The organism is Bacillus sp. BC05(2025) (genome assembly GCF_056725905.1).
In genome coordinates, this window is the sequence record NZ_JBWYRA010000017.1 from 1 (window position 1) to 22379 (window position 22379).

Sequence of the window (22379 nt, forward strand, 5' to 3'; positions counted from 1 at the left end):
TTATCATATAATATCTATGGACGTCAACACTTTTTAATAAAAAGTTCTTTTTCTTACATAACGAATACATTCCTCTGCATTAGCGACTCTTCGAAACAAACAAAAAATGATTTTATACCTTTCTTCCATCGCCTTTTTTACAACATCATGAATACGTTCATCTTCAAAATCAAATAAAAGTTCTTCTAACTCTCTTTTCAATATGTATTCCATTTCTTTTTTCTCTTCTTTTGTTAACATAAACCCAAGCAAATCATCACCTCAATCATTTCTTAAAGAGCAATAAATGTTCCGCTCATTTTTCCTATCATCCATTATATCCACTACTTACGATATTAATCCCTTGTTCTCTTTTTTATATTTACAGCATATATGTAACTGAAAAGGATTGGACAAAGGGGCGTAATATTATGTTTTTCTTTTTTATTACGAGTAAAAGAAACTTTAAACACATTAGCTTAATAGTGATACTTTCCTTATTTACAGCATGGCTACTCTTTTTGAAAACATATTCACACGAGTCTGCTTTTTCAACCGCTACAGGACCTAAAGTCATTTACAAAGGCGATACCTCTAAAAAACAAGTTGCATTTACGTTTGATATTAGTTGGGGAGACAAAAAAGCAATTCCAATCCTTGATACACTTAAAGAAAGAGATATTAAGAATGCAACTTTCTTCCTTTCTGCTGCATGGGCAGAAAGACATCCTGATGTTGTCGAGCGTATCATAAAAGATGGACATGAAATCGGTAGTATGGGTTATAATTACACGTCCTACACTTCTCTAGAGACAAACGAAATACGAAGAGATCTTTTACGAGCACAAGATGTGTTTACAAAACTCGGTGTGAAACAAATCAAATTATTGCGTCCACCTAGTGGAGATTTTAACAAAGCAACACTTAAAATAGCAGAATCGCTCGGATACACCGTCGTTCATTGGAGTAATAACTCAAACGACTGGAAAAACCCTGGTGTAAACAATATCGTTTCCACGGTCTCTAATAATTTAAAAGGTGGAGATATCGTCTTATTACACGCATCCGATTCTGCCCTCCAAACAAATAAAGCTTTACCACTGCTTCTGCAAAAATTAAAGAGTGACGGATATGAGCAAATATCCGTATCACAACTTATTTCCAACACAAGTACGAAAAGTGAAGATGTGCAATAATTCTTCAAACATAAAAAGCTCTACTACCTTTCATTCAGGTAATAGAGCTCTTTCCATTTGTACAACTACTCTACGTAAAAGCTCTCTTAATTAGGCCGACTTACTCGTCTTTCCAATTAAACGATGTAATATAAGTAACTGATATGCATTACATAATAAAAGTGGTATCACCATTAAATATAACCAATCTGTATCATTAATTCGAAGAGCTGGTACCCACTCAAGAATTGTTACAACCACCATAAAGAACAAAGCGGGCACGAATGCCTTTTTGTTCGTTTCTTTACTTTTTATATAAGCAACAATGGCACCAAACACAAATAACACACCAGCAACAAGTATGTTATTTCCTAATGAAACTTCCCCATTTGCAATCAACACAGATCTTAAATACACGAAATCAAATAAAACGAATGCAATGAAGAAGAGCTGGACTATATTCCATAAAGAAGGTGACCTGAACATCCCTAATCCAAAACGATGGATTGTTAAATAGGCAAAGAACCCCATTTGACTTATAACACTAAAAATAAACCCTACGCCCATCAACCAAAAGGAAACTGCTAAAATCTCCTTACCGTCGAAATTTTGAAAAATTTTAGCGTACTTGTCCCACTCTAAAACAAATCCAATAATGACCGTACTAATCCCACCAAGAAACAACGTCGTAAAAAATAGTCGTACCCACTTGCGGCTATTCACAACACATCCCCCATTATCCTTATATTTCTAATCAAATTGTATCAATGACAATTTCAAAAAGCTAGCCATGTTCATGTATAAATTCCTTAAAGATATTTATATTAAAAAGAGAGAACTGTGTTGAAAGGAGTTCCAACTTATGAAACGGATGCTGCTCGTTTTGACTTCTTCTTTTTTATTCTTTGTACTTGTAGCATGTGCACAAGAAAAAGAAGCAAAGTCTGAACTTGATTATGATCAAACAAAGAAAATGATTGTTGATATTTTAAAAACTGATCAAGGTAAGAAAGCCATTCAAGATGTGTTAACTGATGAAAAAATGAAACAAGCACTCATACTAGATGAAACAGTAGTAAAGAAAACGATTGAAGATGCAATGGTATCCGACAAAGGGCAACAATTCTGGGAAAAGCTCTTTAAAGACCCTGAGTTCTCATCGAAATTCGCTAAAAGTATGGGAAAAGAACAAACAGCCTTAATGAAAACTTTACTAAAAGACCCTGAATACCAAGCAGGCGTTATAGAAATTATGAAAAACCCTGAAGTAGAAAAAATGATGCTACAAACGATGAAGAGCAAAGAATACCGCCAATATTTACAACAAGTACTAACAGAAACTGCCGAAAGCCCACTCTTCCAAGCTAAGATGATTGATATTATTAGTAAAGGTGTACAAAAGGCTGAAAAAAGTGGTTCTGATAAAAAAGAAGCAGGCGGTGAAGGTGGTTCTCAAGGCGATAAAAAGGAACAGCAATAAAAATAATAACGATAATAATGAGTGAACAATATGCGTATCGTCCACTCATTATTATTTTATTTTTGCGCAACAGCTGTTTTATCAATCACTGTCTCAGCTATCGTGCGATAAATAAGACCTGTCGTATGTGTATCTTCATATACCGACGGTGCAAAGTCTTCTTTATTCCAATCAGGTTGTTGAAGTGGAATTCGGCCAAGTACTTCCGTTTGAAGTTCTGCAGCTAATTTATCTCCTCCACCTCTACCAAACACATATTCTTTTTCACCAGTTGTTTTACTTTCAAAATACGCCATATTTTCAACAACGCCAAGAATACTATGTTCTGTGCGTAAAGCCATAGCTCCAGCACGCGCTGCTACAAATGCCGCTGTTGGATGCGGCGTTGTGACAATAATTTCTTTACAAGCCGGCAACATTGAATGTAAATCTAGTGCAACATCACCTGTACCCGGTGGTAAATCTAAAACTAAATAGTCTAAATCTCCCCACTCTACTTCTGTGAAGAAATGATTTAACATTTTCCCAAGCATAGGCCCTCTCCAAATAACTGGTGCATTATCTTCTACAAAGAACCCCATTGAGATTACCTTTACACCTAGACGTTCCACTGGAATGATTCTATCTCCTCTTACAACAGGACGTTTTTCTATCCCCATCATATCCGGTACGCTAAAACCATAAATATCGGCATCAATGATACCAACCTTTTTCCCTAGACGAGCTAAAGCAATAGCAAGGTTAACAGAAACTGTCGATTTCCCAACTCCACCTTTTCCACTCGCCACTGCTAAAAATGTCGTTTTTGAATTTGGTGACAATAAAGATTCAGTTTGCTCATCTTCCTGTTCTGGTGCAAACTGAGCTAATTCCGCTTCTGTAAATTCTGTAAAGCGAAGCCCTACTGTTGTTGCTCCTAGTTCTTTTACTAACTTTACAATTCCAGATTGCAATTGCATTTGTTCCGCTGTACCGGTTTTTACGATTGCAATTTTCACACTTACATGTTCCTTTTCAGGCTTAACCGTTACCTCTTTAATTGCCCCTGTTTCTTTTAACGTTTTATGTAAAAATGGATCTACAATCCCTTCTAACGCTTCCACTACTTGCTCTTTCGTTACCATAATTAGCCCAGCCCCCTGTATGAAAAATAACGTAATGTTAATTTAATGTATCTCTCTTTATTTTCAAAATAAATGCGTTTACATTTCCAGTATAACATATTTTCGGAAAACTTCGTTAACGAGAGAAACGCAAAAAAATCCTCCTTATTCTGGAGGATTTCCTTTTTCCGTGAAATAACGTAATATACCACGATATACTGCAGCCGCTACCTTTTGCTGATATTTCTCCGAATTTAACATATACCTTTCATTCACATTCGATAAAAAGCCAGCTTCAATTAAAGCGCCTGGTGTTTTCGCATACTTCAATAAATACACATGAGAAATTGTTTTAGCAGAACGATTCGTATTCTCTAAACTCGTTCTCAATTCTGCTTGTATAAATTTCGCAGCACGTTCATTTTCAATCGAAGAACGGTAATAGAACGTTTGTGCGCCTTTCGATCCACTACTAGTTAAAGCGTTTAAATGAATACTCGCAAAAAAGTCTACATCAGGTTTATTAATAATCTCTACACGCTTTTTTAAATCCTCTGCTTTACGTCTACTATATGATTTTGTATCTTTCTGAGCTAAATCATAATCTCCATCACGCGTTAAAATAACTAGCGCACCTTGCTCTTGTAAATAATCTTGTACCTTCTTTGTAATCTCAAGCGTAATATCCTTTTCTACAATATCCTTTCCACCAACAGCCCCTCCATCTGGTCCACCATGCCCAGCATCTAATACAATTACTTTCCCTGATAAGGGTAAATTCCAAGCTCGCCACGATTTTGTAATTTGAAACTCTTGTTTAACTAAAAAAAACAAAACAACCGCAGCGAGTGCAAAAGAGATAATTCGAATTCTCTTCATACCTTTCCTCCTCCAGCTAGTCCCTCTAATTACTTATATGGGACAAGAGGAAAGTTTATGCTTGTCTTAATGAAGCTTTAATCGATATCTTCTTTCACCTTTTTCATACCCTTCCTGCCACCATAAACCGATAAACTGCTGGCAAGATTGAAAAAGCAATTCCTCATCTTGTAACTTAATTTCCCGCATAGTCATGCTAGCCAAAAATTGAAATAGTGTTTCCGTTAATTGTTGCTCTTCTTCTAAGGCTCTATATTTCACATCAAAAAATGATTCACCGTAATAACCAAACTTACTATATCTCGCTCCTAATAAATACGATTCTATTCCTAATTCAATACAGTAATCTTCATACTGTCGATGGAGTTCCTGCATTTGAAAGGCATCTCTAATATTTGAACGTAATGTTTTTAATGATAATTCCCGTAGCATCTTCCGTTCATATTTCAACTGCTTTTCTTTTTGTTTTTCTTGTAAGCTGACAATGACATTCATAGTACTTATAAACCTCCCTAATACGTATTAGTCTAAACTTCTAAAGAAGAAGCATACGCGAGAAGATAGCACTAAAATATTCCAAACTACAAAAATTCCAAAAGAGGAATGAAACATAAAAAAACCCCAACCAAAATGGTTGGGGTTTGTAGTTCGCAAAAATTAACGTTTTGAGAACTGAGGTGCACGACGTGCGCCTTTAAGACCGTATTTTTTACGCTCTTTCATACGTGCGTCACGAGTTAATAGACCTGCACGTTTTAGTGTTAGACGGTATTCTGGATCAGCTTTTAATAAAGCGCGAGAAATACCGTGACGAATAGCACCAGCTTGACCAGTGTATCCACCACCATTTACGTTTACAAGTACATCGTAGTTACCTAAAGTTTCTGTTGCAACTAGAGGTTGTTTCACTACTTCACGTAATGCAGCAAATGGGATATAGTTTTCAAAATCACGACCGTTAATGATAACGCGTCCTTCGCCTGGAACTAGGCGTACGCGCGCTACTGAACTCTTACGACGTCCAGTGCCATAGTATTGAACCTGTGCCAAAGTAAGCCCTCCTTTAATTGATTATCCGCGAAGTTCGTAAACTTCTGGTTTTTGTGCTTGGTGTGGATGCTCTGCTCCAGCATACACGTTTAGTTTCTTAGAAACTTGACGGCCTAAGCGTCCTTTTGGAAGCATGCCTTTAATTGCAAGCTCTAACATTTGTACAGGGTAGTTTGTACGCATTTCAAGAGCTGTTCTTTGTTTAAGTCCACCTGGGTGGTTAGTGTGACGGTAGTAAATTTTATCGTTTAATTTATTACCTGTTAAATGAATTTTCTCAGCGTTAATAATAATTACATGATCACCCGTGTCAACGTGTGGTGTAAATGTAGGTTTGTTTTTACCACGTAAAATGGATGCTACTTCACTAGCAAGGCGACCTAAAGTTTGACCTTCAGCATCAACCACATACCATTTACGCTCAACTTCGTTAGCTTTTGCCATAAAAGTCGTACGCATGTGTTTCCCTCCTCGTTATCTTTTCCATAGAAAAAATCTATTGTTTATCTTAAACACGATTTCCTTCCGGGGCTAATCGTGGTTTTAGAAACAATACCATATGTTATGATATACTTTTGAGTTTCTAATGTCAAGCAAATGTTACACCAGGATTAGTTGTTATAGTTTACCTGCCATAAGTAAAGCCCATGACCAGGAGCCATCTTTCCAGCAAACTGACGATTTTGTTTCGCTAGAATCTCTGGAATGCTGTCTGGATCAAGCTTTCCTTGCCCTACGCTCAGTAACGTACCAACAATAATTCTGACCATATTATATAAAAATCCATTACCTACAAAACGAAAAATTAATTCATCGTCTTGCTCAATTAGCTCAATTTCATAAATTGTTCTCACTTTATCTTTTTTGTCAGTTTTTGCCGAACAAAAAGAAGTGAAATCATGCGTTCCAATAAAATAAGGGATCGCTTTTCTTATAGCATTTATTTCAAGCGGATATGGATATTGATATACGTAATTTCTACGGAATACATCCGCAGTCTTTGATAATAATACACGATAACGATATTCTTTTCTCTCGACACCGTAACGCGCATGAAATTCTTCTGTTTTTTTCTCTACCTGTCTAATAACAATATCATCTGGTAGCATTGTGTTTAATGCATTACTCCATTGCCACTCTTCAAGAGACAACGGTGTATCAAAGTGTATCACTTGTCCTTTAGCATGAACAGTAGAATCCGTTCTGCCAGATGCTTGCACACGAACAAGTTCTCCTTTATGCAATTTCTGTAAAGCTTTCTCTATTTCTTGTTGAACAGTACGATGTTGCGGCTGAATTTGATAACCACAAAAATGCATGCCATCATATGCAACCGTACATTTTATTCTATCCATTTCTCTATTCCCCATTACGATCGCACCCATGCCAAAATACAAGCTAAACAAAGTAAGCTTATTATCGTTACTGTATCACTTGTTTTCCAGCGTAGTTGCCTAAATTTAGTACGTCCTTCGCCACTTTGATACCCACGAGCTTCCATAGCAATTGCTAAGTCCTCTGCGCGCTTAAAAGCACTGATAAATAGAGGGACGAGTAGTGAAATAATAGCTTTCATCCTATCTTTTATCGGTCCCCCAGCAAAATCAATACCACGTGACGCTTGTGCCTTCATTATTTTACTCGTTTCATCCATCAATGTCGGGATAAAACGAAGAGAAATTGACATCATTAATGCGATTTCATGAACAGGAACTTTTATACGCTTCAAAGGCTTTAATAACGTCTCCAAACCATCTGTAATCTCAATAGGTGTCGTCGTTAACGTTAATAATGTCGTCATTAAAATAATAACGAAGAATCGTATAGAAATGTATATCCCTTGCTCTAATCCTTTTTCATGTATCGAAAACCAACCAAGCTGGAATAGTACTTCCCCTTCTTTATTTGTAAAAATATGCAGGAAAAATGTAAAAAGAAAAATCCATAGAATTGGTTTTAAGCCCGAAAGTACATAACGAATCGGCACTTTTGCAAAAAATAAAGCAATGAGTGCATATAAAAATAAAAATCCATATGAAATCGCATTATTTGCTAAGAAAACAACAAATACATATAAAAAGACAATCAGCAGCTTCGTACGTGGATCAAGTTGATGAATAAGAGAATTCCCTGGAATATACCTTCCAATAATCAACTGCTGCATGATTCATGACCACCTTTTCGTAACACCTGCACAACTTCATGAGTAAGATCCTCTAAAGATAAGGTAGCCTTTGGGATTGAAATGCCAAACTTCTCTTCAATTGCACGTTTATACTTTAAAGACATAGGAAGGTCCACGCCAATTTTCTCTAATTCATCAGCATGTGAAAATACTTCCTCTGCACTTCCTTGCAAAAAGACCGTTCCTTTATGCATGACTACAATCTGTTCGGCATATTTAGCAGCATCCTCCATATTATGCGTTACAAGGATAACTGTAAGACCTTTCTCCTTATGTAGCTTATAAAACATCTCCATAAGTTCATTCTGCCCTTTTGGATCTAGTCCTGCTGTAGGTTCATCTAATACAAGCACTTCGGGTTCCATAGCTAATACGCCTGCTATCGCAACACGCCTCATTTGTCCACCACTTAACTCAAATGGTGAACGTGCTAACAGTTCTGGTTCTAACCCTACAAGTTCAATTGCCTCTCTTGCCTTTTGCTTCGCTTCTTCTACAGATACTCCGAAATTAGTAGGACCGAAACAAATATCTTTCTCTACAGTCTCTTCAAACAACTGATGTTCTGGGAACTGAAAGACAACCCCTACCTTTTTACGTAGTGGCTTTAGCTTTTTTTCTTTCTTTCCTGCCGAAATGAAATGTTCACCAATTTGAACTGTGCCATTTGTCGGCTGCAATAAACCATTTAAATGTTGAATCATCGTCGACTTACCTGAACCAGTATGACCGATAATGGCATAATAGCCCCCACTTGGAAACGACACGTCTACATCATAAAGTGCGCGTCTTTCAAATGGAGTTTTATATTGATAACGATGTTCTACTTTTTGGAATGTAATCTCCAAAGTTCGTTCACCAAGCTTTCCATTGTAAGATGCGTATTTTGCAAGAGAATTTCATTTCTTTTTAATAATTCTGCTATTTTCACTGAGAATGGTACATCTAATCCAATTTCTTGGAGCATATGAGAGGACTTGAAAATTTGTTCTGGAGTTCCTTCCTCTAATATCTCTCCCTTATTTAAAATAATGACACGGTCTGATTGTGCCGCTTCTTCTAAATCGTGCGTAATTGATAAAACAGTAATACCTTTTTGATTAACGAGTTGCCTAACCGTTTCTACTACTTCACGTCTCCCTTGGGGATCTAGCATTGACGTTGCTTCATCTAATATTAAAATAGATGGCTGAAGTGCCAAAACGCCTGCTATTGCCACTCGCTGCTTTTGCCCACCAGATAACGAATGAGGCTCATCATTAAGAAACTCTTCCATACGGACGAGTCGCAAGGCCTGATCTAATCTTTCTACCATTTTCTCTCTTGGCATTCCGATATTCTCTAAGCCAAAGACAACGTCATCTTGCACTGTCGTTCCAACAAATTGATTATCTGGATTTTGAAATACCATCCCAATTTGTTTTCGAACATCCCATACCGTTTCCTCTGATAAAACCATTGTATCATTTACTGTAATAGTTCCTGCTTCTGGCAAAAACAAACCATTCAATAATTTTGCAAGTGTAGACTTCCCTGAACCGTTTTGTCCAATAACAGATACCCATTCTCCTTCATATAAGGAAAACGAAACATCTTTTAACGCATAAGTGGCTGCCCCAGGATATTGAAATGATATATTTTCTGTCCGAAGTTTCTCTTTTTTCAATACAAGGCACCCTTTCCTTCGTCAAGTAAGCCTATTTTTATATTTAAAAAAAAGGGCCATGACCAGTTTCTTGAAAAGAACTGTCCTGCCCTTTTAATTATCATTATACTAACTCGATAATTACCATTGGTGCTGCGTCTCCGCGACGTGGACCAATTTTTGCAATACGAGTGTATCCGCCTTGGCGCTCAGCATAGCGTGGAGCTACATCAGCGAATAATTTTTGAAGTGCATCTTGACCAGTCTCAGCGTTAGCTACTTCATTGCGAATGAAAGCTGCTGCTTGACGACGAGCATGAAGATCTCCGCGTTTACCTAAAGTGATCATTTTTTCCACTACAGAACGAAGTTCTTTTGCACGAGTTTCTGTCGTTTGGATGCGCTCGTTGATAATTAAATCAGTAGCTAAGTCACGTAACATAGCTTTACGTTGCGCACTTGTACGGCCTAATTTTCTGTATGCCATTCGTAGTTCCCTCCTTTGTTGATGGGTTTAAATCCTCAGTCGTCTTTACGTAAACCTAAACCTAATTCCTCAAGTTTATGTTTAACTTCTTCTAAGGATTTACGTCCTAAGTTACGAACTTTCATCATATCTTCTTCTGTTTTGTTCGCAAGCTCTTGTACAGTATTAATTCCTGCACGTTTTAGGCAATTATAAGAACGAACAGAAAGGTCTAGTTCTTCGATAGTCATCTCAAGAACTTTCTCTTTTTGATCTTCTTCCTTCTCGACCATAATCTCAGCATTTTGTGCTTCATCAGTTAAACCAACAAAGATATTTAAATGCTCAGTTAAGATTTTGGCACCTAAAGAGATAGCTTCTTTTGGCCCGATGCTTCCATCCGTCCATACATCAAGCGTAAGCTTATCATAATTAGCCACTTGTCCGACACGTGTCTTTTCCACTTGGTAAGTCACACGTGATACTGGAGTATAAATAGAATCAATAGGAATTACTCCTATTGGTTGATCTTCGCTTTTATTTGCATCAGCTGGCGTATACCCACGGCCACGCTTTGCAGTTAAACGCACGCGGAAATGCGCATCTTTTGCTAACGTTGCAATGTGTAAATCTGGATTTAAGATTTCTACATCACTATCGTGAGTAATATCAGCAGCTGTGACAATACCTTCGCCCTGCACATCAATTTCCAACGTCTTCTCTTCTTCAGAGTAGATTTTAAGAGCTAACTTTTTCAAGTTTAAGATGATCGTCGTAACGTCTTCTACTACGCCCTCAACTGTTGAAAATTCATGTAATACGCCATCGATTTGGATAGCAGTAACAGCGGCACCAGGGAGTGAGGATAAAAGAATACGACGTAAGGAGTTACCCAAAGTAGTACCATATCCACGCTCAAGCGGTTCAATTACGAATTTACCATATTTAGCATCTTCGTTAAGTTCAACCGTTTCGATTTTCGGCTTTTCGATTTCAATCATTAACTAAACCCTCCTTCAAAACGTCGAAACCCCGGTTAAACAAAGGTATAACCCCTGTCTAACCGAAAGTCCCCCTTAGGCAGTTCCCGATTGTGCACAACAAGCGATGTTTCTGTACGAAATTTCTCGATAATGCATCATATCCATTATAGACAAAAGGGAAAATTCTATACAGAAAAATTACACACGACGACGTTTTGGTGGACGACATCCATTATGAGGAACTGGAGTAACATCTCTAATTGCTGTTACTTCTAGACCTGCAGCTTGAAGAGCACGAATTGCAGCTTCACGACCAGCACCAGGACCTTTAACAGTAACCTCTAAAGTTTTTAAACCGTGCTCCATTGCAGCTTTAGCAGCAGTTTCAGCAGCCATTTGCGCAGCGAATGGAGTAGATTTACGAGATCCACGGAAACCAAGTGCACCAGCACTAGACCAAGAAAGTGCGTTACCGTGAGTATCTGTAAGAGTTACGATTGTGTTGTTGAAAGTAGAACGAATATGAGCTATACCAGCTTCAATATTCTTTTTCACACGTTTTTTACGAGTGTTTGTTTTACGTGCCATTGTTAGTTCAACCTCCTTTACTTATTATTTCTTTTTATTTGCTACTGTACGACGTGGACCTTTACGTGTACGAGCATTGTTTTTAGAGTTTTGACCACGAACTGGTAAACCACGACGGTGACGAAGACCACGGTAAGAACCGATCTCCATTAGACGTTTAATGTTAAGAGATACTTCACGACGAAGGTCTCCCTCAACTTTAATACGATCGATGATATCACGGATACGTCCTAATTCGTCTTCCGTTAAATCACGAACTCGTGTTTCTTCAGAAATACCTGCTTCAGCAAGAATTTTTTCAGCAGTTGTGCGACCAATGCCGAATACGTAAGTTAAAGAAATAACAACGCGTTTGTCTCGAGGAATATCTACACCTGCGATACGTGCCATTACGAATGCACCTCCTTCTGATTAACCTTGTTTTTGTTTATGTTTAGGGTTTTCACAAATAACCATTACTTTTCCACGTCTACGAATAACTTTACATTTTTCGCAGATTGGTTTAACTGACGGTCTTACTTTCATGTCTCGAACCTCCTTAAAGATTACGGAGTGCTATATTATTTAAAACGGTACGTAATACGACCACGATTTAAATCGTACGGAGATAATTCTACCGTAACTTTGTCTCCTGGTAAAATACGAATGAAGTTCATACGGATTTTACCAGAAACGTGAGCCAATACGACATGCCCATTCTCTAATTCTACTTTGAACATAGCATTTGGCAACGTTTCAAGAACGGTACCTTCGACTTCAATTACATCATCTTTAGCCATTCAATAGTTCTCCCTTCTTCAAATCAGTAACATTTTACACTGCTCTGAAATCCCGGAGAGCCAGCTACTTATAAAGTGGTAAGGATTTCGTATCCTGCTTCTGTAAGAGCAATCGTGTGCTCAAAATGGGCACACCATTTACCATCTACCGTTACCACTGTCCAGTCATCAGATAGTGTTTTTACATATCGTCTTCCTTGATTCACCATCGGCTCAACACAGATGACCATTCCCGGCTTTAATCTAGGGCCTCTATTTGGTGGACCATAGTGCGGGATTTGAGGGTCCTCATGTAAGTCTTGCCCGATTCCGTGACCAACATACTCCCTAACGATCGAGAATCCATTCTCTTCAGCATGGGTTTGAACCGCATGTGAGATATTTGATAATCTCTCGCCTGGTTTTACTTGTTCTAGACCAAGATACAACGATTTTTCTGTGACATCAAGTAGCTTTTGAACAGATTCAGAAATGTTTCCAACTGGATACGTCCATGCAGAATCTCCATGGTACCCATTGTATTTCGCACCAATATCGATACTGATGATATCGCCCTCTTTGAGCTTGCGCTTCCCTGGAATTCCGTGTACAAGCTCTTCATTTACAGAAGCACATATGCTCCCCGGAAATCCGTTGTATCCTTTAAAAGATGGCGTAGCACCATATTTTTGAATCGTCTTTTCCGCTATTTGATCGAGCTCTTTCGTTGTAATTCCTGGAGTAATGTGCTGTTTTAACTCCTGATGAGTTAAAGCAACGATCCTGCCAGCTTCTCGCATGATTTCTATCTCGCGAGGAGTTTTGCAGATTATCATTACGCTAAGCCTCCGATGAGAACATCGATATCAGCAAATACTTTATTGATATCTTGCTCACCATTAATGCTTTGTAAGTAACCAAGCTCCTCGTAGAAATCAAGCAAAGGTTTTGTTTGCTTAATATTTACATCTAAGCGATTTGCTACAGTTTCTTCATTGTCATCAGAGCGTTGATATAATTCGCCACCACATTTATCACACACGTCAACTTTTGCTGGCGCATTGAATTCTAAGTGGTAAGTCGCACCGCACTCTTTACAAATGCGACGGCCTGTAAGACGTTTTAATAACAACCCTGAATCCACATTAATGTTTAAAACATAGTCGATTTTTTTGCCAAGATCTTTCATAATCTCTTCAAGAGCTGATGCTTGTGCAACAGTTCGTGGGAAACCATCTAGTAAGAAGCCTTTTACGCAGTCTTCTTGACTTAAACGTTCACGAACAATTCCGATTGTAACTTCATCTGGAACAAGTGCACCTTTATCAATAAAAGATTTTGCTTGTAAACCCATTTCAGTTTCAGCCTTCATAGCTGCACGGAACATATCTCCTGTTGAGATGTGAGGGATGTTATACTTGGCAACAATCTGTTCGGCTTGTGTACCTTTACCAGCACCAGGAAGCCCCATTAAAATTAAGTTCATCCTTGTTCCCCCTCAGAGTACATGAGCATGTAGGGAAGACAATACTTCCCACTTACTCACTGCTTGATAAACCCTTTGTAATGGCGTTTTACCAGTTGGCTTTCTAGCTGCTTCATTGTTTCTAAAGCAACGCCGACAACGATTAACATACTCGTTCCACCGATCTGTGCAGATGGAGGAAGATTTCCCAGCTTCGTAAAGATAACTGGTAAGATTGCAATCGCTGCTAGGAAAATTGATCCTACAAAGGTCAAACGATACAAGATTTTTGTTAGATATTGTTCCGTATTCTTACCCGGACGAATACCTGGAACATATCCACCTTGCTTGTTTAGATTCTCTGACATTTGTTCTGGATTAACCTGAACAAACGCATAGAAATATGTGAAGGCTACAATGAGCGCAACATATATGATCATTCCCACTGGGTGAGAATAGTTAAAGTTAGCAATAATCCACTGCGATACATCATGTTTCGGGAAGAACTGTGCAATAGTCGGAGGCGTAATTAAGAATGAAACAGCAAAAATTACTGGAATAACACCAGCACTATTTACCTTAAGCGGTAAATGTGTGTTTTGTGCTCCAGCATAACCACCATTTCCTCCTGTTACACGCTTCGCATATTGAATTGGGATCTTTCTAACAGCCTGTTGAATGAAAATAACACCCACAATAACTGCTAGCACAGCTAGTAAGATCAATGCAACTTTAACGATACTCATGAACAATTGATCTCCGATATTTTGAAACTGTTGCTGATACACTTGAGATATAACACTTGGGATCGCTGCGGCAATACCACCAAAGATAAGGATGGAAATACCATTACCTACACCTTTAGCTGTAATCTGTTCGCCTAACCACATTAAAAATGCAGTACCAGCAGTCAGTACCGTAGCAATGTATAAATAAGTGCTCCAACCAGGATTCAAAATTAATTGTCCACCTACCATACCGTTAAAACCGATTGACATACCAAACCCCTGAATAAACGCAAGAACAATTGTAAAATAACGCGTGAATTGCGTTAATTTACGACGGCCCATTTCACCTTGCTTCGACCATTCCGAAAATTTAGGAACAACATCCATCTGCAATAATTGCACGATGATGGATGCTGTAATATACGGCATGATTCCCATCGCAAAGATGGAGAAGTTTTTCAAAGCTCCACCGCCAAATGTATTTAGAATACCTAAAGCATTTAATTGATCTTGTGCCTTCAGTACGTCTCCATTTGTAAATGGCACGGGGATAAACGTGCCAATCCTGAATACGATTAACATCGCTAAAGTGAATAATATTTTACGTCTTATCTCAGCAACGCGCATAAAGTTGGAGATTGTACGAAACATTAGATCACCTCAACTGATCCGCCAGCTGCTTCAATTGCTTCTTTAGCACTTGAAGAGAACTTGTGCGCTTTAACAGTTAGTTTTTTCTCTACTGCGCCGCTTGCAAGAATTTTAACACCGTCGTTTAACTTGCTGATAACGCCAGTTTCCAGCAATAATTCAGGTGTTACTTCTGTACCATCTTCAAAACGATTTAACGTTGATAAGTTTACAATAGCAAACTCTTTACGGTTAATGTTTGTGAAGCCGCGTTTTGGTAAACGACGGAATAATGGAGTTTGACCACCTTCGAAGCCAAGACGAACACCGCCGCCAGAACGTGCGTTTTGTCCTTTATGACCTTTACCAGCAGTTTTACCGTTACCAGAACCGATACCACGACCGACACGGTTACGTACTTTACGAGAACCTTCTGCAGGTTTTAATTCATGAAGTTTCATTCCCAGGCACCTCCTTATATTAATGAGTTATCCTTAAGCTTCTTTTACAGTTACAAGGTGAGAAACTTTGTTGATCATACCAAGAATAGCAGGAGTTTCTTCCTTAACTACAGTTGAATTCAACTTTTTAAGACCTAAAGCTTCTACCGTCGCACGTTGATCTTGTGGACGACCAATTACACTACGAGTGAGGGTAATTTCTAACTTTTTCGCCATTTGTTTTCCCTCCTTAACCTAGTAGCTCTTCTACAGATTTACCGCGTAATTTTGCAACATCTTCAGCGCGCTTAAGTTCGCTTAATCCGTTCACAGTAGCGCGAATCATGTTGATTGGTGTGTTAGAACCAAGAGATTTCGAAAGAATATCTTGTACACCAGCTAATTCAAGGACCGCACGAACAGGTCCACCTGCAATAACACCAGTACCCTCAGCAGCAGGCTTTAAGAATACTTCACCAGCGCCAAAATGACCGTTGATAGTGTGTGGAATTGTTGTACCAACTAATGGTACAGCGATTAAGTTTTTCTTAGCGTCTTCGATAGCTTTGCGGATTGCGTCTGGTACCTCTTGTGCTTTACCAGTACCGAATCCAACATGACCGTTTTTATCGCCAACTACAACTAGTGCAGCAAAGCGGAAACGACGACCACCCTTAACAACTTTCGCGACACGATTTATCGTAACTACACGTTCTTCAAGTTCTAATTTACTTGGGTCAATGCGATGCATCAATTTTCCCTCCTTTGACCATTAAAATTGTAATCCAGCCTCACGAGCAGCTTCAGCTAGAGCTTTAACACGGCCATGGTATAAGTAACCACCGCGATCAAATACTACTTCTTTAACGCCTTTCTCTACAGCACGCTTAGCAACTGATTCTCCAACTTTCGTAGCAGCTTCAATATTGCTAGTACCGTTAAGAGCAAGGTCTTTATCAAGAGTAGATGCACTTACTAACGTTACACCATTTACATCATCAATAACTTGAGCGTAAATATGTTGGTTAGAACGGAACACGTTTAAACGTGGACGTTCTGCAGTACCAGTAAGTTTAGCACGTACACGCGCATGTCTTTTCTTACGAGTCGCATTTTTATCAGCTTTAGTGATCATTCTTGTCACTCCTTTCTCTCACCTAACGGGTTTACTTAGCAGTTTTACCTTCTTTACGACGAACAACTTCGCCTTCGTAACGAATACCTTTACCTTTGTAAGGCTCAGGAGCACGTACAGCGCGGATGTTAGCAGCGAATTCGCCAACACGTTGCTTGTCGATACCTTTGATTACGATCTTTGTTGGTGCAGGTACTTCAACTTCAAGACCTGCTTCCGGAGTCATTTCTACTGGATGAGAATAACCTACGCTTAATACAAGTTTATCACCTTGTTTTTGAGCACGGTAACCAACACCGACTAATTCAAGTCCGCGTGCGAAACCTTCAGTTACACCTTCAACCATGTTTCCGATTAAAGCACGAGTTGTACCGTGTAATGCACGGTGTTCCTTCTGTTCAGATGGACGCTCAACTGTTAATGTATTCTCTTCAATTTTGATAAGCATATCAGCATTGAAAGTACGAGTTAATTCACCTTTAGGGCCTTTTACTGTTACAGTATTGTCTTCTGCAACTGTAATAGTAACACCTGCAGGGATTTCAAGAATCTTTTTACCAATACGAGACATGTGGTCACACCTCCGTTCGTTTTAAATATATATTACCAAACGTATGCTACTACTTCTCCACCAGTTTGTAATTGACGAGCGTCTTTGTCTGTCATTACTCCCTTAGATGTAGAAACAAGAGCGATACCTAATCCGTTAAGTACACGTGGTACTTCGTCAGCTTTAGCGTAAACGCGTAAGCCAGGTTTACTGATACGTTTTAATCCAGTGATTACACGTTCATTGTTTGCACCATATTTCAGGAAAATACGAAGGATACCTTGTTTGTTATCCTCGATGTATTCTACATCACGAATGAAACCTTCACGTTTTAAAAGTTCAGCGATCTCTTTTTTGATTTTAGAAGCAGGAACCTCTAATTTCTCATGACGTACCATGTTCGCATTACGGATGCGAGTAAGCATGTCTGCAATTGGATCTGTCATCACCATGTGTTTTACCTCCTTCCCATTTGTGGGTTTTACCAACTAGCTTTTTTAACACCAGGAATTTGACCTTTATATGCAAGTTCACGGAAACAAATACGGCAAAGTTTAAATTTGCGGTATACAGAATGCGGACGACCGCAGCGTTCGCAACGTGTATACTCTTGTACTTTAAACTTAGGAGTACGCTTTTGTTTCGCTATCATAGATTTTTTAGCCACGTTTTCGCCTCCTCTACTTAGCGTTGGCTTCCATTATTTTTGGAATGGCATACCGAATTGTGTTAACAGTTCACGAGCTTCTTCATCAGTTTTCGCTGTAGTAACGATTACGATGTCCATACCGCGGACTTTGCTTACTTTATCATAATCAATCTCAGGGAAAATAAGTTGCTCTTTAACACCTAATGTGTAGTTTCCACGACCATCGAATGATTTCTTAGAAACACCACGGAAATCACGTACACGTGGTAAAGAAACTGATACTAATTTGTCGAAGAACTCATACATTTGCTCGCCGCGTAAAGTTACTTTCGCACCGATTGGCATACCTTCACGAAGACGGAAACCAGCGATTGATTTTTTAGCACGAGTTACAACAGGTTTTTGACCTGCGATTTGTGTTAATTCTTCTACTGCGTTGTCTAAAGCTTTTGAGTTAGATACCGCGTCACCAACACCAGTGTTGATTACGATCTTTTCGATTTTTGGTACCTGCATTACAGATTTATAGTTAAACTTGCTCATTAGAGCAGGAGTAATTTCCTTTTGGAACTTCTCTTTAAGGCGATTCAATGAAGTGACCTCCTTTCTTAAGAAAATTATTTATCTAATAATTCACCAGATTTTTTTGCAATACGAACTTTTTTACCATCTTCTACTTTGAAGCCTACACGAGTAGGTTCACCTGTTTTCGGATCTAAAATCATAACGTTAGAAACGTGAATAGGTGCTTCTTTAGTAATAATTCCACCTTGTGGATTTAATTGAGATGGCTTAGAGTGCTTCTTAACGATATTGACACCCTCAACGATAACACGGTTTTGCTTTGGGAAAGCCACAAGGATAACGCCTTGTTTTCCTTTGTCTTTACCAGTGATTACCTGTACTTTATCACCTTTTTTTACATGCATCTTAATTCTGCACCTCCTTAGCAAGGCAATACCTTAAATTATAGAACTTCTGGAGCTAAAGAAACGATCTTCATGAAGTTGCTATCACGTAATTCACGAGCTACTGGTCCGAAGATACGAGTACCACGTGGGCTCTTATCGTCTTTAATGATAACCGCTGCGTTTTCATCAAATTTGATGTAAGAACCGTCCGGACGACGAGCTCCGCTCTTCGTACGTACTACTACTGCTTTAACAACGTCACCTTTTTTAACAACGCCACCTGGTGTTGCTTGTTTTACCGTAGCAACGATAATGTCACCAATGTTAGCATATTTACGACCAGAGCCGCCTAATACTTTAATTGTTAAAAGTTCACGTGCACCAGAGTTGTCAGCAACTTTCAAACGAGATTCTTGTTGGATCATGTTATGAAACCTCCCTTCGGACTAAAAATTCCGATTCGTCTATTTAGATAATAACCGCTTCTTCAACGATTTCAACTAAACGGAAACGCTTAGTAGCAGAAAGCGGGCGAGTTTCCATGATTTTAACGATATCGCCAAGTTTCGCTTGGTTTTGCTCATCATGGGCTTTGTACTTCTTAGAATACTTAACACGTTTTCCGTACAAGGAATGAGTTTTGTAAGTTTCAACTAAAACTGTAATCGTTTTGTCCATTTTGTCAGACACAACACGACCAGTATAAACTTTGCGTTGGTTACGTTCGCTCACTATGCAAACCTCCCCTCAATTTATCGATTAATTCCGATCTCTCTTTCACGAACTACAGTTTTCATACGAGCAATTGCTTTACGCACTTCACGAATGCGAGTTGGATTCTCTAATTGTCCTGTAGCAAGTTGGAAGCGAAGATTAAACAACTCTTCCTTTAAAGCTTTAACTTTTGTTTCGATTTCGGCAGTGGTTAATTCACGAATATCATTAGTTTTCATTAGATTCACCACCATTTTCTTCACGTTTTACGAATTTACATTTCACAGGTAACTTGTGAGCTGCAAGACGTAATGCTTCGCGTGCTACCTCTTCAGATACACCCGCGATTTCGAACATAATTTTCCCAGGTTTTACTACTGCTACCCAGCCTTCTGGTGCCCCTTTACCGGAACCCATACGTACTTCTAGAGGTTTTGCAGTGTAAGGTTTAGAAGGGAAAATTTTAATCCATACTTTACCGCCACGTTTCATGTAACGAGTCATTGCACGACGAGCAGCTTCGATTTGACGGTTTGTAATCCATGAAGCAGCTTGTGCTTGTAAACCGAATTCACCGAAAGCAACTTCAGTTCCACCTTTAGCACGACCACGCATTTTACCACGATGCTCTCTACGATATTTTACGCGTTTTGGCATTAACATATTATTTTCCTCCTTCCTCAGAAGCTTTCTTTTTTGTAGGAAGGACTTCTCCACGGTAGATCCATACTTTTACGCCTAATTTACCGTATGTTGTATCAGCTTCAACTGCTGCATAGTCAATATCAGCGCGAAGTGTATGAAGTGGAACAGTTCCTTCACTGTAAGATTCTGCACGAGCGATATCAGCTCCGCCAAGACGACCAGAAACCTGTGTTTTAATACCTTTAGCACCTGCACGCATAGCACGTTGAATAACTTGCTTTTGTGCACGACGGAATGATACACGGTTTTCTAATTGACGAGCGATGTTTTCGCCTACTAATTTAGCGTTAAGATCAGCTCTCTTAACTTCTAAAATGTTGATGTGTACACGCTTGCCTGTTAATTGGTTAAGAGCTTTACGAAGTGCTTCAACTTCAGTACCACCTTTACCAATTACCATACCAGGTTTTGCAGTGTGAATTGTAACATTTACACGATTTGCTGCACGTTCGATTTCTACTTTAGCAACAGCAGAATCTTTTAAGCGTACATTAATGTACTCACGGATTTTGATGTCTTCATGTAATAATGTAGCGTAATCTTTCTCAGCGAACCAACGAGATTCCCAGTCACGGATAACGCCGACACGAAGACCAATTGGATTAACCTTTTGACCCATCGATTATCCCTCCTTCTTTTCTGATACCACAACTGTGATGTGGCTTGTGCGTTTGTTAATTTGGCTTGCACGACCCATTGCACGTGGACGGAAACGTTTTAACGTAGGACCTTCGTCAACGAAAACTTTCTCAACAACTAGGTTGTTAATGTCCATTTCATAATTGTGCTCTGCATTTGCGATTGCAGATTTTAAAACTTTTTCTACAACTGGAGAAGCAGTTTTTGGTGTGTGGTTAAGGATAGCAATCGCTTCACCCACTTGCTTACCTCGGATTAAGTCTACAACTAAACGAACTTTACGAGGAGCAATACGAACTGTTCTCGCTACTGCTTTAGCTTGCATTGAAGTGCCTCCTCTCATTATCTTCTAGTTTTCTTATCGTCAGCATCATGACCTTTATACGTACGAGTTGGTGCGAATTCACCTAACTTGTGGCCAACCATGTCCTCAGTGATGTACACAGGTACGTGTTTACGACCGTCATATACAGCGATTGTGTGTCCGATGAACTGAGGGAAGATTGTTGAACGGCGAGACCAAGTTTTAACAACTTGTTTTTGCTCAGATGCAACTAATTTTTCCATTTTGCTCATTAAATGATCATCGACAAATGGTCCTTTTTTTAAGCTACGAGCCATTTTGGTGCCTCCCTTCGTGATTGGCGTACGGTTCTAGAAATGAACCGTACTACAATCCCATTATTTTTTGCGACGACGAACGATGAATTTGTCAGACGCTTTGTTTTTCTTACGAGTCTTGAATCCAAGAGTTGGTTTACCCCATGGAGACATTGGAGACTTACGTCCGATTGGAGAACGTCCTTCACCACCACCGTGTGGGTGATCAACAGGGTTCATTACAGAACCACGAACTGTTGGGCGTTTACCTAACCAGCGAGAGCGACCTGCTTTACCGATTTTGATAAGTTCGTGTTGTTCGTTACCTACTTGACCGATTGAAGCGCGACAAGCAGATAATACAAGACGTACTTCACCAGAAGTTAAACGTACAAGTACGTATTTACCTTCTTTACCAAGTACTTGAGCAGATGTACCAGCAGAACGAACTAATTGTCCGCCACGACCAGGCTTAAGCTCGATGTTATGAACAACAGTACCTACTGGAATGTTGATTAATGGTAATGCGTTACCGATTTTAATGTCAGCTTCTGGGCCAGACATAATTTCCATACCTACTTCTAAGTTCTTAGGAGCAAGAATGTAACGTTTTTCACCGTCAACGTAGTTAATTAATGCGATATTCGCAGAGCGGTTTGGATCGTATTCGATCGTAGCAACGCGTCCTGGAATTCCATCTTTGTTACGCTTAAAGTCGATGATACGGTATTGACGCTTATGTCCGCCACCTTGATGACGTACAGTAATTTTACCTTGGTTATTACGACCAGCCTTCTTGCTTAAAGGAGCAAGTAATGACTTTTCGGGTCTGTCAGTCGTGATTTCAGCGAAATCATTCGTAGTCATATTACGACGACCGTTAGTAGTTGGATTATACTTTTTAATTCCCATCTCAATTTCC

At 39.1% G+C, this 22379-nt stretch carries 39 protein-coding genes; 2 read left to right on the top strand and 37 right to left on the bottom strand.

The genetic code is table 11. The features are described 5' to 3' along the window. Positions 1 to 33 precede the first annotated feature (33 nt). Positions 34 to 252: a hypothetical protein gene (locus ACZ76X_RS27545; RefSeq protein ID WP_000900296.1), complete on the bottom strand. Its 219-nt coding sequence runs from the start codon at positions 250 to 252 to the stop codon at positions 34 to 36. Positions 253 to 410: 158 nt separating this feature from the next. Here ACZ76X_RS27545 and pdaB point away from each other — a divergent pair, with 158 nt between their 5' ends. Next, entirely contained in the window at positions 411 to 1175 is a 765-nt protein-coding gene (pdaB, locus tag ACZ76X_RS27550) for a polysaccharide deacetylase family sporulation protein PdaB (protein ID WP_098346203.1), read from the top strand. A 90-nt stretch (positions 1176 to 1265) separates the two neighbouring features. On the opposite strand, the gene kbaA is transcribed toward pdaB, so the two are convergent. Then, positions 1266 to 1877, bottom strand: a complete 612-nt coding sequence (gene kbaA, locus ACZ76X_RS27555; RefSeq protein WP_479852344.1) for a KinB signaling pathway activation protein KbaA — start codon at positions 1875 to 1877, stop codon at positions 1266 to 1268. A 139-nt stretch (positions 1878 to 2016) separates the two neighbouring features. Between kbaA and gerD the strand changes: the two genes are divergently transcribed. Continuing rightward, positions 2017 to 2634 (top strand): spore germination protein GerD, encoded by a 618-nt coding sequence (gerD, locus tag ACZ76X_RS27560; RefSeq protein ID WP_098669532.1) that lies wholly within the window; start codon positions 2017 to 2019, stop codon positions 2632 to 2634. A gap of 56 nt (positions 2635 to 2690) precedes the next feature. Here gerD and ACZ76X_RS27565 read toward each other — a convergent pair whose 3' ends face one another. The 35 genes from ACZ76X_RS27565 to rplB form a co-directional block, all read right to left on the bottom strand. Beyond that, positions 2691 to 3758, bottom strand: a complete 1068-nt coding sequence (locus ACZ76X_RS27565) for an Mrp/NBP35 family ATP-binding protein (RefSeq protein WP_479852345.1) — start codon at positions 3756 to 3758, stop codon at positions 2691 to 2693. A gap of 144 nt (positions 3759 to 3902) precedes the next feature. Continuing rightward, positions 3903 to 4616 (bottom strand): N-acetylmuramoyl-L-alanine amidase CwlD, encoded by a 714-nt coding sequence (gene cwlD, locus ACZ76X_RS27570; RefSeq protein ID WP_060629217.1) that lies wholly within the window; start codon positions 4614 to 4616, stop codon positions 3903 to 3905. Between the two features lie 66 nt (positions 4617 to 4682). Next, complete coding sequence (locus ACZ76X_RS27575; protein WP_479852346.1) at positions 4683 to 5111, bottom strand: DUF2521 family protein; 429 nt, start codon at positions 5109 to 5111, stop codon at positions 4683 to 4685. A 162-nt stretch (positions 5112 to 5273) separates the two neighbouring features. Continuing rightward, positions 5274 to 5666 carry a 30S ribosomal protein S9 gene (gene rpsI / locus ACZ76X_RS27580; protein ID WP_000079986.1) on the bottom strand — a complete coding sequence of 131 codons (393 nt, stop codon included), beginning with the start codon at positions 5664 to 5666 and terminating at the stop codon, positions 5274 to 5276. A gap of 21 nt (positions 5667 to 5687) precedes the next feature. Beyond that, positions 5688 to 6125: a 50S ribosomal protein L13 gene (gene rplM / locus ACZ76X_RS27585; protein ID WP_001260793.1), complete on the bottom strand. Its 438-nt coding sequence runs from the start codon at positions 6123 to 6125 to the stop codon at positions 5688 to 5690. Positions 6126 to 6277: 152 nt separating this feature from the next. Next, positions 6278 to 7021 carry a tRNA pseudouridine(38-40) synthase TruA gene (gene truA / locus ACZ76X_RS27590; protein ID WP_098669550.1) on the bottom strand — a complete coding sequence of 248 codons (744 nt, stop codon included), beginning with the start codon at positions 7019 to 7021 and terminating at the stop codon, positions 6278 to 6280. Positions 7022 to 7035: 14 nt separating this feature from the next. Beyond that, the gene (locus ACZ76X_RS27595; RefSeq protein WP_098669536.1) at positions 7036 to 7830 is read right to left on the bottom strand and encodes an energy-coupling factor transporter transmembrane component T family protein; all 795 of its coding nucleotides are present in this window, start codon (positions 7828 to 7830) and stop codon (positions 7036 to 7038) included. After that, positions 7818 to 8699, bottom strand: a complete 882-nt coding sequence (locus tag ACZ76X_RS27600; protein ID WP_098669537.1) for an energy-coupling factor ABC transporter ATP-binding protein — start codon at positions 8697 to 8699, stop codon at positions 7818 to 7820. The genes ACZ76X_RS27595 and ACZ76X_RS27600 overlap by 13 nt, the downstream gene beginning before the upstream one ends. Then, complete coding sequence (locus ACZ76X_RS27605; RefSeq protein ID WP_479852347.1) at positions 8675 to 9517, bottom strand: energy-coupling factor ABC transporter ATP-binding protein; 843 nt, start codon at positions 9515 to 9517, stop codon at positions 8675 to 8677. The genes ACZ76X_RS27600 and ACZ76X_RS27605 overlap by 25 nt, the downstream gene beginning before the upstream one ends. Before the next feature lie 103 nt (positions 9518 to 9620). Next, positions 9621 to 9983 (bottom strand): 50S ribosomal protein L17, encoded by a 363-nt coding sequence (gene rplQ, locus ACZ76X_RS27610; RefSeq protein ID WP_000331490.1) that lies wholly within the window; start codon positions 9981 to 9983, stop codon positions 9621 to 9623. 35 nt (positions 9984 to 10018) lie between these two features. After that, positions 10019 to 10963, bottom strand: coding sequence for a DNA-directed RNA polymerase subunit alpha (locus tag ACZ76X_RS27615; protein WP_000569643.1), 945 nt, complete (start codon positions 10961 to 10963; stop codon positions 10019 to 10021). Between the two features lie 180 nt (positions 10964 to 11143). Continuing rightward, positions 11144 to 11533 carry a 30S ribosomal protein S11 gene (gene rpsK / locus ACZ76X_RS27620; protein WP_000101798.1) on the bottom strand — a complete coding sequence of 130 codons (390 nt, stop codon included), beginning with the start codon at positions 11531 to 11533 and terminating at the stop codon, positions 11144 to 11146. A 24-nt stretch (positions 11534 to 11557) separates the two neighbouring features. Further along, complete coding sequence (gene rpsM, locus ACZ76X_RS27625) at positions 11558 to 11923, bottom strand: 30S ribosomal protein S13 (RefSeq protein ID WP_000090788.1); 366 nt, start codon at positions 11921 to 11923, stop codon at positions 11558 to 11560. A 21-nt stretch (positions 11924 to 11944) separates the two neighbouring features. Next, positions 11945 to 12058 (bottom strand): 50S ribosomal protein L36, encoded by a 114-nt coding sequence (gene rpmJ / locus ACZ76X_RS27630; protein ID WP_000868344.1) that lies wholly within the window; start codon positions 12056 to 12058, stop codon positions 11945 to 11947. A gap of 35 nt (positions 12059 to 12093) precedes the next feature. Further along, the gene (gene infA / locus ACZ76X_RS27635) at positions 12094 to 12312 is read right to left on the bottom strand and encodes a translation initiation factor IF-1 (RefSeq protein ID WP_001029884.1); all 219 of its coding nucleotides are present in this window, start codon (positions 12310 to 12312) and stop codon (positions 12094 to 12096) included. Between the two features lie 68 nt (positions 12313 to 12380). Beyond that, on the bottom strand, positions 12381 to 13127 hold the full coding sequence (map, locus tag ACZ76X_RS27640) for a type I methionyl aminopeptidase (protein ID WP_000582539.1): 747 nt from the start codon (positions 13125 to 13127) through the stop codon (positions 12381 to 12383). Beyond that, on the bottom strand, positions 13127 to 13777 hold the full coding sequence (locus ACZ76X_RS27645) for an adenylate kinase (RefSeq protein WP_098669539.1): 651 nt from the start codon (positions 13775 to 13777) through the stop codon (positions 13127 to 13129). The genes map and ACZ76X_RS27645 overlap by 1 nt, the downstream gene beginning before the upstream one ends. A 56-nt stretch (positions 13778 to 13833) precedes the next feature. Next, positions 13834 to 15135 carry a preprotein translocase subunit SecY gene (gene secY, locus ACZ76X_RS27650; RefSeq protein WP_000490117.1) on the bottom strand — a complete coding sequence of 434 codons (1302 nt, stop codon included), beginning with the start codon at positions 15133 to 15135 and terminating at the stop codon, positions 13834 to 13836. After that, on the bottom strand, positions 15135 to 15575 hold the full coding sequence (gene rplO / locus ACZ76X_RS27655; protein WP_000766080.1) for a 50S ribosomal protein L15: 441 nt from the start codon (positions 15573 to 15575) through the stop codon (positions 15135 to 15137). The genes secY and rplO overlap by 1 nt, the downstream gene beginning before the upstream one ends. Before the next feature lie 33 nt (positions 15576 to 15608). After that, positions 15609 to 15791 (bottom strand): 50S ribosomal protein L30, encoded by a 183-nt coding sequence (gene rpmD / locus ACZ76X_RS27660; protein ID WP_001085234.1) that lies wholly within the window; start codon positions 15789 to 15791, stop codon positions 15609 to 15611. Between the two features lie 13 nt (positions 15792 to 15804). Beyond that, entirely contained in the window at positions 15805 to 16305 is a 501-nt protein-coding gene (gene rpsE / locus ACZ76X_RS27665; RefSeq protein WP_000554646.1) for a 30S ribosomal protein S5, read from the bottom strand. Between the two features lie 21 nt (positions 16306 to 16326). Beyond that, entirely contained in the window at positions 16327 to 16689 is a 363-nt protein-coding gene (gene rplR / locus ACZ76X_RS27670) for a 50S ribosomal protein L18 (protein ID WP_000628816.1), read from the bottom strand. Between the two features lie 31 nt (positions 16690 to 16720). After that, complete coding sequence (rplF, locus tag ACZ76X_RS27675) at positions 16721 to 17260, bottom strand: 50S ribosomal protein L6 (RefSeq protein WP_000086558.1); 540 nt, start codon at positions 17258 to 17260, stop codon at positions 16721 to 16723. Positions 17261 to 17292: 32 nt separating this feature from the next. Then, a complete protein-coding gene (rpsH, locus tag ACZ76X_RS27680; RefSeq protein ID WP_000245511.1) occupies positions 17293 to 17691 on the bottom strand; it encodes a 30S ribosomal protein S8 in 399 nt (132 codons plus the stop codon). A 29-nt stretch (positions 17692 to 17720) separates the two neighbouring features. Then, positions 17721 to 17906: a 30S ribosomal protein S14 gene (gene rpsN, locus ACZ76X_RS27685; protein WP_001085700.1), complete on the bottom strand. Its 186-nt coding sequence runs from the start codon at positions 17904 to 17906 to the stop codon at positions 17721 to 17723. A gap of 33 nt (positions 17907 to 17939) precedes the next feature. Next, positions 17940 to 18479 carry a 50S ribosomal protein L5 gene (gene rplE, locus ACZ76X_RS27690; protein WP_098669540.1) on the bottom strand — a complete coding sequence of 180 codons (540 nt, stop codon included), beginning with the start codon at positions 18477 to 18479 and terminating at the stop codon, positions 17940 to 17942. Between the two features lie 26 nt (positions 18480 to 18505). Further along, positions 18506 to 18817, bottom strand: a complete 312-nt coding sequence (rplX, locus tag ACZ76X_RS27695) for a 50S ribosomal protein L24 (RefSeq protein ID WP_000558200.1) — start codon at positions 18815 to 18817, stop codon at positions 18506 to 18508. Positions 18818 to 18855: 38 nt separating this feature from the next. Beyond that, a complete protein-coding gene (gene rplN, locus ACZ76X_RS27700) occupies positions 18856 to 19224 on the bottom strand; it encodes a 50S ribosomal protein L14 (protein WP_000615912.1) in 369 nt (122 codons plus the stop codon). Positions 19225 to 19267: 43 nt separating this feature from the next. Continuing rightward, complete coding sequence (rpsQ, locus tag ACZ76X_RS27705; RefSeq protein WP_000004106.1) at positions 19268 to 19531, bottom strand: 30S ribosomal protein S17; 264 nt, start codon at positions 19529 to 19531, stop codon at positions 19268 to 19270. Between the two features lie 20 nt (positions 19532 to 19551). Further along, positions 19552 to 19752 (bottom strand): 50S ribosomal protein L29, encoded by a 201-nt coding sequence (gene rpmC / locus ACZ76X_RS27710; protein ID WP_000855718.1) that lies wholly within the window; start codon positions 19750 to 19752, stop codon positions 19552 to 19554. Further along, the gene (gene rplP / locus ACZ76X_RS27715; protein WP_000928971.1) at positions 19742 to 20176 is read right to left on the bottom strand and encodes a 50S ribosomal protein L16; all 435 of its coding nucleotides are present in this window, start codon (positions 20174 to 20176) and stop codon (positions 19742 to 19744) included. The genes rpmC and rplP overlap by 11 nt, the downstream gene beginning before the upstream one ends. Position 20177: 1 nt before the next feature. Continuing rightward, positions 20178 to 20837 (bottom strand): 30S ribosomal protein S3, encoded by a 660-nt coding sequence (gene rpsC / locus ACZ76X_RS27720; protein ID WP_000529956.1) that lies wholly within the window; start codon positions 20835 to 20837, stop codon positions 20178 to 20180. A gap of 3 nt (positions 20838 to 20840) precedes the next feature. Then, positions 20841 to 21182 (bottom strand): 50S ribosomal protein L22, encoded by a 342-nt coding sequence (rplV, locus tag ACZ76X_RS27725; protein WP_001148024.1) that lies wholly within the window; start codon positions 21180 to 21182, stop codon positions 20841 to 20843. Positions 21183 to 21199: 17 nt separating this feature from the next. Continuing rightward, the gene (gene rpsS / locus ACZ76X_RS27730) at positions 21200 to 21478 is read right to left on the bottom strand and encodes a 30S ribosomal protein S19 (RefSeq protein ID WP_098669541.1); all 279 of its coding nucleotides are present in this window, start codon (positions 21476 to 21478) and stop codon (positions 21200 to 21202) included. 60 nt (positions 21479 to 21538) lie between these two features. Continuing rightward, on the bottom strand, positions 21539 to 22369 hold the full coding sequence (rplB, locus tag ACZ76X_RS27735; RefSeq protein ID WP_098669542.1) for a 50S ribosomal protein L2: 831 nt from the start codon (positions 22367 to 22369) through the stop codon (positions 21539 to 21541). Between the last annotated feature and the right edge of the window lie 10 nt (positions 22370 to 22379).

Excerpts from the sequence above, each read along its gene's own strand:
- rpmJ (WP_000868344.1), bottom strand. The coding sequence starts at position 12,058 with ATGAAAGTAAGACCGTCAGTTAAACCAATCTGCGAAAAATGTAAAGTT.
- cwlD (WP_060629217.1), bottom strand. The coding sequence starts at position 4,616 with ATGAAGAGAATTCGAATTATCTCTTTTGCACTCGCTGCGGTTGTTTTG.
- infA (WP_001029884.1), bottom strand. The coding sequence starts at position 12,312 with ATGGCTAAAGATGATGTAATTGAAGTCGAAGGTACCGTTCTTGAAACG.
- rplP (WP_000928971.1), bottom strand. The coding sequence starts at position 20,176 with ATGTTAATGCCAAAACGCGTAAAATATCGTAGAGAGCATCGTGGTAAA.
- rplB (WP_098669542.1), bottom strand. The coding sequence starts at position 22,369 with ATGGGAATTAAAAAGTATAATCCAACTACTAACGGTCGTCGTAATATG.
- rplV (WP_001148024.1), bottom strand. The coding sequence starts at position 21,182 with ATGCAAGCTAAAGCAGTAGCGAGAACAGTTCGTATTGCTCCTCGTAAA.
- rpmC (WP_000855718.1), bottom strand. The coding sequence starts at position 19,752 with ATGAAAACTAATGATATTCGTGAATTAACCACTGCCGAAATCGAAACA.
- rpsC (WP_000529956.1), bottom strand. The coding sequence starts at position 20,837 with ATGGGTCAAAAGGTTAATCCAATTGGTCTTCGTGTCGGCGTTATCCGT.
- rplQ (WP_000331490.1), bottom strand. The coding sequence starts at position 9,983 with ATGGCATACAGAAAATTAGGCCGTACAAGTGCGCAACGTAAAGCTATG.
- rpsK (WP_000101798.1), bottom strand. The coding sequence starts at position 11,533 with ATGGCACGTAAAACAAACACTCGTAAAAAACGTGTGAAAAAGAATATT.
- rplO (WP_000766080.1), bottom strand. The coding sequence starts at position 15,575 with ATGAAACTTCATGAATTAAAACCTGCAGAAGGTTCTCGTAAAGTACGT.
- gerD (WP_098669532.1), top strand. The coding sequence starts at position 2,017 with ATGAAACGGATGCTGCTCGTTTTGACTTCTTCTTTTTTATTCTTTGTA.
- rplX (WP_000558200.1), bottom strand. The coding sequence starts at position 18,817 with ATGCATGTAAAAAAAGGTGATAAAGTACAGGTAATCACTGGTAAAGAC.
- rplN (WP_000615912.1), bottom strand. The coding sequence starts at position 19,224 with ATGATCCAACAAGAATCTCGTTTGAAAGTTGCTGACAACTCTGGTGCA.
- rpmD (WP_001085234.1), bottom strand. The coding sequence starts at position 15,791 with ATGGCGAAAAAGTTAGAAATTACCCTCACTCGTAGTGTAATTGGTCGT.
- map (WP_000582539.1), bottom strand. The coding sequence starts at position 13,127 with ATGATAATCTGCAAAACTCCTCGCGAGATAGAAATCATGCGAGAAGCT.
- ACZ76X_RS27615 (WP_000569643.1), bottom strand. The coding sequence starts at position 10,963 with ATGATTGAAATCGAAAAGCCGAAAATCGAAACGGTTGAACTTAACGAA.
- truA (WP_098669550.1), bottom strand. The coding sequence starts at position 7,021 with ATGGATAGAATAAAATGTACGGTTGCATATGATGGCATGCATTTTTGT.
- secY (WP_000490117.1), bottom strand. The coding sequence starts at position 15,135 with ATGTTTCGTACAATCTCCAACTTTATGCGCGTTGCTGAGATAAGACGT.
- pdaB (WP_098346203.1), top strand. The coding sequence starts at position 411 with ATGTTTTTCTTTTTTATTACGAGTAAAAGAAACTTTAAACACATTAGC.
- ACZ76X_RS27565 (WP_479852345.1), bottom strand. The coding sequence starts at position 3,758 with ATGGTAACGAAAGAGCAAGTAGTGGAAGCGTTAGAAGGGATTGTAGAT.
- rpsM (WP_000090788.1), bottom strand. The coding sequence starts at position 11,923 with ATGGCACGTATCGCAGGTGTAGATATTCCTCGAGACAAACGCGTTGTT.
- rplF (WP_000086558.1), bottom strand. The coding sequence starts at position 17,260 with ATGTCTCGTATTGGTAAAAAGATTCTTGAAATCCCTGCAGGTGTTACT.
- rpsE (WP_000554646.1), bottom strand. The coding sequence starts at position 16,305 with ATGCATCGCATTGACCCAAGTAAATTAGAACTTGAAGAACGTGTAGTT.
- ACZ76X_RS27595 (WP_098669536.1), bottom strand. The coding sequence starts at position 7,830 with ATGCAGCAGTTGATTATTGGAAGGTATATTCCAGGGAATTCTCTTATT.
- rpsS (WP_098669541.1), bottom strand. The coding sequence starts at position 21,478 with ATGGCTCGTAGCTTAAAAAAAGGACCATTTGTCGATGATCATTTAATG.
- ACZ76X_RS27645 (WP_098669539.1), bottom strand. The coding sequence starts at position 13,777 with ATGAACTTAATTTTAATGGGGCTTCCTGGTGCTGGTAAAGGTACACAA.
- rplR (WP_000628816.1), bottom strand. The coding sequence starts at position 16,689 with ATGATCACTAAAGCTGATAAAAATGCGACTCGTAAGAAAAGACATGCG.
- rpsH (WP_000245511.1), bottom strand. The coding sequence starts at position 17,691 with ATGGTGATGACAGATCCAATTGCAGACATGCTTACTCGCATCCGTAAT.
- ACZ76X_RS27575 (WP_479852346.1), bottom strand. The coding sequence starts at position 5,111 with ATGAATGTCATTGTCAGCTTACAAGAAAAACAAAAAGAAAAGCAGTTG.
- rplM (WP_001260793.1), bottom strand. The coding sequence starts at position 6,125 with ATGCGTACGACTTTTATGGCAAAAGCTAACGAAGTTGAGCGTAAATGG.